The sequence below is a fragment of the Aquabacterium sp. genome (assembly GCF_014378415.1).
Taxonomy (GTDB): Bacteria; Pseudomonadota; Gammaproteobacteria; order Burkholderiales; family Burkholderiaceae_C; genus Aquabacterium.
Genome location: NZ_JACMNS010000108.1, coordinates 23295 through 30334, shown reverse-complemented (window position 1 = coordinate 30334; position 7040 = coordinate 23295). Strand labels below are relative to the sequence as shown.

The 7040-nt window shown below is 64.3% G+C and carries 4 protein-coding genes; 3 read left to right on the top strand and 1 reads right to left on the bottom strand.

Annotation, left to right across the window (positions count from 1 at the left end):
- The 3 genes from H7225_RS09940 to H7225_RS09930 form a co-directional block, all read left to right on the top strand.
- Nucleotides 1-1278: TRAP transporter large permease subunit (locus H7225_RS09940; RefSeq protein ID WP_290661364.1), on the top strand; the 1278-nt coding region annotated here is incomplete at its 5' end.
- 95 nt (nt 1279-1373) lie between these two features.
- On the top strand, nt 1374-4052 hold the full coding sequence (locus H7225_RS09935) for a zinc-dependent metalloprotease (RefSeq protein WP_290661362.1): 2679 nt from the start codon (nt 1374-1376) through the stop codon (nt 4050-4052).
- A gap of 51 nt (nt 4053-4103) precedes the next feature.
- On the top strand, nt 4104-6101 hold the full coding sequence (locus H7225_RS09930; protein ID WP_290661360.1) for an ATP-dependent DNA helicase: 1998 nt from the start codon (nt 4104-4106) through the stop codon (nt 6099-6101).
- A 39-nt stretch (nt 6102-6140) separates the two neighbouring features.
- Here H7225_RS09930 and panC read toward each other — a convergent pair whose 3' ends face one another.
- Nucleotides 6141-7019 (bottom strand): pantoate--beta-alanine ligase, encoded by an 879-nt coding sequence (gene panC / locus H7225_RS09925; RefSeq protein WP_290661358.1) that lies wholly within the window; start codon nt 7017-7019, stop codon nt 6141-6143.
- Nucleotides 7020-7040 lie beyond the last annotated feature (21 nt).

Here is a 7040-nt window from a genome sequence, read left to right as displayed (position 1 = left end):
GCCGGCCTGGCCATCTACATCAACCAGTTGATGGAGCTGCCCACGATCTTCCTGAACCTGGGCTTGTTCATCTGGGCCGGCATGCTGCTCAAGCAAAGCCGCATCGTTGACCTGTTCATGGACCTGCTGCGTCCTTGGCGTTTGTCGCCCCAGTTGCTGACTTACATCATCTTGCTGGCCGCTGCTGTGCCTACCGCCTACACCGGCGCGTCAGGTATTTTCGTGATCGCCGCTGGCGGCATCATTTACCACGAGGTCCGCGCTTCGGGTGGTTCGCGTCAGTTCGCGCTGGCCGCCACGGCCATGTCCGGTTCGCTGGGCGTGGTGCTGCGCCCTTGCCTGCTGGTGGTGCTGATCGCCGCGCTGAACAAGCAAGTCACCACCAATGGCCTGTACCACTGGGGCTTCTACGTCTTCCTGTTGACGTCCACCTTGTTCTTCCTGACCTCGCAAATGCTGCGCACCCAACGCGCTGAGATCGAGTCGTTCCGCGTGGCCATTCCTGCCACCTTGCGCTCTGTCATCCCCACGCTGCCATATGTGGGTGTGGTGATCGTCGTGATCGCCCTGTACGAATACGCGCTGGACACCAAGCTGAACGAAATCACGGCACCCACGATCATGCCGGTGATGCTGTTGATCATCCTGATCTTCGACAAGATCATCAACAAGGGCAAGACCGAGATCACGCCGGATTACGCCAGCCACCGCCAGCCCGGCGTGGAGCGCTCCATCCGCTTTGCCACCAACGAGACCATCGGCCACATTGGCGCGCTGCTCAGCCTGATGACCTTGTCACTGGCCATGGGTGGTGTGATCGAGCGTTCGGAAGTCATGAGCAACTTCCCGCACGTCTTCGAGAACCACTGGACGGCGATGGCCTTCCTGGTGGTCACCAAGGTGTTCCTGGGCATGATCATGGATCCGTTCGGCGCCGTGGTGCTGGTGTCAGGCACCCTGGCCCCGATCGCCTTCGCCAACAACATCGACCCCGTTCACTTCTGGATGATGGTGCTGGTGGCCTTCGAGCTGGGCTACCTGCTGCCGCCCGTGGCCTTGAACCAGTTGCTGACCCGCCAAGTGATTGGCGAGCCCGAAGTCAACATCGCCGATGGCGAGGTCAAACACCTGGGCTTCTACCGCCGCTATGAGCGCTGGATCTTGCCCACGGTGGTGATGACCATTGGCCTGTCCATCGTGGCTTTCGGGCCGCTGGCGGTGCAAGACTTCCCGCAACTGGCCTTCATCAAAGACTGGTTCCCGCACCCAACCCAATAAGTCCGACGGCGACTTCGCCACAAACCCGGCCCCTGCACTCGCACGGGCCGGGTTTTTTATTGATACTCGCCATTGATGCCATTCCCAGGTCTTTCATGAGTCTGCACCGCACCCGTTTTGCCTTGTTGGTCACCACCATGGCCCTGTCCCTGTCCGGTTGCAGCACTTTGCAAAGCGGCGCTGTTCAGTTGATCGGCTGGACATCCCCGCCCACCGTTCCTCCAACGGCGGCCACCCCCGCTCAAACGCCTGTGCCAGGGCAGGCCCCGGCCTTCGACACGGTCATCAAGGGCGCCGAGCGCATGGACGGCCTGCTGCCTTTGTGGAAGCGTCAAGACAAGGTCTGGATCGAATTGGCGCCCGCCAATCTGGGGCGCGCGTTTTTCCTGTCGCCCACCGTGGTCACGGGCATTGGCGAGGCGGGCCTTTTTGGCGGGCTGATCACGAGCCGCTCGGCCCAGGTGGGGCGCCCCCAGTGGGTGGAGTTCCGCCGGATTCAACAACAGGTGCAACTGCTGGCCATGAACGCGGCGTACACGGCCCAAAAAGGCACGCCCCAAGAGCTGGCGGTTCAGGCTGCGTTTTCGCCCAGCCTGCTGGCCAGCGTGAGCGTGGCCAGTGCGCCTCAGGCCCAAACGGGCGCCATCCTGATCGAGGCCAACCCTTTGTGGGTGAACGACATGCTGGGGTTGGGGCTGCAACTTCAGCGTGCCTACAAGCAAAGCTACGCGCTGGATTCGCGCAATTCTGCGCTGTCGGTGGCGCGCACTCAGAGCGACCACCTGAGCTTTGACATCCTCCACCATTTCGCCACCAGCTCCATCGCTGCGGGCAATGGCGTGGCAGGCGGGGTGGCGCCGGGTGTGCCCACGTCCGTGCCCGACCCACGCAGCCTGTTCATCAATGTGCGCTACAGCCTGAGGTCACTGCCGGAAACCGCCATGAAACCGCGCGCTGCAGACCCACGGGTGGGTTACTTCACCACCACAGTAGCCGACTTCACTCAGGACCTGGCACGCACCCCTCGGCAGCGCTTCATCAGCCGCTGGCGGCTGGGAAAAAAGGACCCGGCCGCCGCCATGTCAGAGCCTGTGCAACCCATCGTCTACCAACTCGACCCGACCATCCCGCTGGCCTACCGCCAGGTCATCACCGAGGGCATTCTGGCCTGGAACAAGGCTTTTGAAGCCCTCGGCATCAAGGATGCGATCCAGGTGCGCGCACCGGTGCCTGGCAAGGCGGACGAGGCCTCGGGGTCGGCCCGGGCCACCGTGCGCTGGATGACCAACAGCCAACCAGGCTTCGGTGCCATCGGACCCACACACGTGGACCCGCGCACGGGCGAGATCCTGCAGGCGGACATCGCCCTGGAAAGCCTGTCCTCGCGCTCGATTCGCACCTTGCGCAGCGAGATCATCGCAGCACCATCCACGCATTCAGCCGACGGCCGATGCGAGCACGCGGCCGAAGCGGCCGAGCAACTGGGCTATGGCCTGGACTTGATGACCTCGTCAGGGCGCCTGGACCCGGACAGTCCGGACGTTCAAGCCTTCGTGCTGGCTTACCTGAAAGACACGACCATGCACGAGGTTGGCCACACCTTGGGCTTGAGGCACAACTTTCGGGGTTCGCGCTGGCACACCGCCGAACAACTGGCCGATCCGGCCTTGACACTGCGTGAAGGCAACAGCGCCTCGGTGATGGACTACGCGCCGATCAACCTGCCCTTGCCGGGTCGGCCCGCGCCCGCCGCCTTTCAAACCACCTTGGGGCCTTACGACTTCTGGGCCATCGAGTATGGCTACAAGCCCTTGGGCAGCCCAGAGGCGCCTGAGCTGCGGCACATCGCCGAACGCAGCGCCGACCCGGCCTGGTCTGACAAGCTGGACTTTGGCTCCGACGAGGACGACTACCTGGGGCTGGACCCGCAATCGCTGACCTTTGACCTGGGCCGCGACCCCGTGGTCTTTGCCCGCCAGCGCTTGACCATCGCCAAAGACCTGATCGCGCGCCAGGCCCAGGAAAAATCCAGCGCCGCCGATGACCCGAGCTTGCTGCGCCGCCGGGTCACCCATGCCTTGCGAGACGTCGGGCGCACTTCGCAAATCCTGTTGCGCCAGGTCGGTGGGCTGATCACACGGCGCAACGCGGCAGGCAGTGGTCGTGACCCGCTGGACCCTTTGCCCGCCGCCACTCAACGCGCGGCCCTGGACCTGATTGCCCGTGAGCTGCTGTCACCGCAGGCACTGAGCCTGTCCCCCGCGCTACAACGCCGCATGGCCCCAGACTACTTTGAGCGGGTGGAGGGCAGCGGTGCCCGGACCGATTTTTCCATCGCCGACACGTTGCTGTCACTGCAACGCCTGGTCCTGGACACCTTGATGGCCGATGTGCTGGCCGAACGCATGCTGGACAACATCGACCGAACACGTGACCGAGATGAAGCACCCCTCACCCTGCGCGAACTGCACCAGCGTGTGAGAGATGCCGTGTGGGGCACATCCCTGACAGCGACTCAGGGGGACGATGCGCCTTGGCGGCGCAATCTGCAGCGCGAGCACGTGAATCGGCTGTCCGCCTTGGTGGTGCGATCGGCCAGCAGCCGGGCCGACGTGCGCTCCGTGGTCCGCGGGCAAGCCAGAAGTCTGCTGACCACACTGAGTTCCAGCCCCTGGGGCAGCAGCCCATCGGGCACCTCGGAAGCGCACCGCCGCGATTGCGTCGAAACCCTGAAGCGCGCACTCAGTGCATCGGTGGTCCGCGCAAGCCCCTGAAGGGGGGAAGCCGACAGGCCTGACAATAGGCACTGCTAATTGATGCTCACCATGGACCTGCCCACGATTTTCTCTGCCTCCGGCCCCTTGGCCCGCGCCTTCGATGGCTACCACGTGCGCCACGAGCAAATCGAAATGGCGCAGGCGGTGGCGCAAGCCATCCACGACGCCAGCACGGTGGTGCTGGAAGCCGGCACCGGCGTGGGCAAGACCGCCGCCTACCTGGTGCCCGCCTTGCTGGAAGGCGGCAAGGTCATCGTGTCGACCGGTACCAAGGCGCTGCAGGATCAGCTCTTTCACCGTGACCTGCCCGCCGTGCGCGCGGCCTTGGCCGTGCCCGTCAAGGTGGCGTTGCTCAAAGGCCGCAGCAACTACCTGTGCTGGCACCACCTGGATGGCGCCAACCAGGACGCCATGCTGAGCAGCCGCCAAGAGGTCAAGGACCTGGGCCTGATCAACCGCTTCATCCACCTCAGCCCCACCGGCGACAAAGCCGAATGCCCGACCGTGCCCGAGCACGCCACCATCTGGGCGCGGGTCACTTCAACGCGTGAGAACTGCCTGGGCAGCGAGTGCAAGCACTACACCGACTGCTTCGTGATGAAGGCCCGGCGCGAGGCCCAGGACGCCGATGTCGTCGTGGTCAACCACCACCTGTTCTTCGCCGATTTAATGTTGCGCGAAGAAGGCGTGCCTGAGCTGCTGCCCAATGCCCAGACCGTGATCTTTGACGAAGCGCACCAGTTGCCCGATACCGCCACACTGTTCTTTGGAGATTCGATTTCGACCGCGCAATTGCTGGACCTGCTGAGGGATGCGCTGGCCACCGGCCAGACCCAGGCTCGCGATGGGGCGAAGTGGAATGATGTGCTGGCCCCACTGGACCGCGCCACCCGTGATCTGCGCCTGTGTTTTGGGCCGCAGACACAGCGCCTGGCCCAGCCGCAACTGGGCGCGGCACATCCGCTTCACGCTGCCCTGCTCACCGTGCGCGAGGCCTTGTCCGAAGTGCGCGACACGCTCGAATCACAGGCCGACCGCAGCCCCGACCTGGCCCAGTTGCAGCGCCGCGCCCATGCGTTGATGCAGCGCCTGTCTGCGTGGGGCGCGCCAGAGCGCGCCAATGAGCCTGAACTGTGTTGGGTCGATGTGGGCAGTCATGGCCTGCAACTGCACCGCACGCCCATCTCCGTGGCCGACGTGTTCCGCCGCCAGCGCCTGGGGCTGGCCGACAACGCGTTCGAGGCCGATGACGACAGCGAAGGGGCGCAAGCCAAGGCGCCCGCCGAAGCGCCGCGCCGCGCCTGGATCTTCACCTCGGCCACTTTGGCGGTCAAAAACGACTTCACGCATTTCACCCAGGCCCTGGGCCTGGAAGATGCGCACTGCCTGGCCTGGTCCAGCCCCTACGACTACCCTTCACAGGCCATGCTGTACGTGCCAGAGGGCTTGCCGCAGCCCAGCGCCGCCAACCACACGGAAGCCCTGGTCGAAGCCGCCCTGCCCTTGATCCGCGCCAACCGTGGCCGGGCTTTCGTGCTGTGCACCAGCCACCGCGCCGTGCAGCGGGCGGCAGATCACCTCAAAAAATTGTTCGAAGAAGGCGGTGATCCGTTCCCGGTGTTGCGGCAAGGGGATGCTCCCCGCCCCACCTTGCTGGACGACTTCAGGCGCACGGGCAACGCGGTGCTGGTAGGCAGCCACAGCTTCTGGGAGGGCATTGACGTGAAGGGCGACGCGCTGACCCTGGTGGTGATCGACAAACTGCCCTTTGCGCCGCCAGACGACCCAGTGCTGGCCAAGCGTCTGGAGTTGCTGGAGCAAGAAGGCGGCAACCCCTTCATGGAACACCAGGTGCCGCAAGCGATTATCGCGCTCAAGCAGGGCGCAGGCCGGTTGATCCGCAGCGAGACCGACCGGGGCGTGCTCATGATCGGCGACGTGCGCTTGATCGAAAAGCCTTACGGCAAGCGCATCTGGCAAAGCCTGCCGCCGATGAAGCGCAGCCGCAAGGAAGACGAAGTAGTTGCTTTTTTAAGCACCCTTTGACGGGGCTTGCTGGCGATGTGGCCAGACACATCTGTTCAATCAGACTTCCAGGTTGTCGATCAGGCGCGTCTTGCCGAGCTTGGCCGCCGCCACCACCACCAGGGCTTCGTTGCCAAGCAGTTCTTCAGCCGATGGTGCCAGCAGATCACGTTGACGCCGGATGCTGACGTAGTCCGGCACCCAGCCCTGCTGACCGAGCTTGTCAAAGGCTTGCGCTTCGATCTTTGCCACACCATCGCAAGGCAAGCCAGTGCGGCCTGCCAGGACGAGGTCCCGCACCCGCTGCAAAGCCTGCGACAACTGCACCGCCTGGGCACGCTCATCGGCACTCAGGTAGCCATTGCGCGATGACAAGGCCAGACCATCATCGGCCCGCGCCGTGTCACCGCCCACAATGTCGATGGGCCAAGCCATCTGCCGCACCATGCCCTTGATCACCATGAGCTGCTGGTAGTCCTTCTTGCCAAACACCGCCGCGCGCGGCTGCACGATGTTGAACAGCTTGGCCACCACCGTGCACACGCCCGTGAAAAAACCGGGGCGAAACTCACCTTCGAGCAGGTTGGCCAGGTCGTCTGGGGGCGCCACTTTGTAGCCCTGAGGCTGGGGGTACAACTCGGCCTCATCAGGCGCGAACACCACGTCGCAGCCCGCGCCGGCCAACAGTTCGGCATCGCGCGCCAAGGTGCGTGGATAGCGGTCGAAATCTTCGTGCGGCCCGAACTGCAGGCGGTTGACGAAGATGCTGGCCACCACCAACCCGCGTCCCCATGCACCCTGGTCGGCGATGCCGCGGGCTTGTCGGATCAAGGCCAGGTGGCCTTCATGCAGATTGCCCATGGTGGGCACGAACACGGGCGCGTTGGCGGCCTCGGCCACGATGGTGCGCAACTCAGCGATGGTGTGGATGATCTTCATCGGGATCGCAGCGTTGATCAA

Coding starts and splice junctions, on each gene's coding strand:
- H7225_RS09935 (WP_290661362.1), top strand. CDS start 1,374: ATGAGTCTGCACCGCACCCGTTTTGCCTTGTTGGTCACCACCATGGCC.
- H7225_RS09930 (WP_290661360.1), top strand. CDS start 4,104: ATGGACCTGCCCACGATTTTCTCTGCCTCCGGCCCCTTGGCCCGCGCC.
- panC (WP_290661358.1), bottom strand. CDS start 7,019: ATGAAGATCATCCACACCATCGCTGAGTTGCGCACCATCGTGGCCGAG.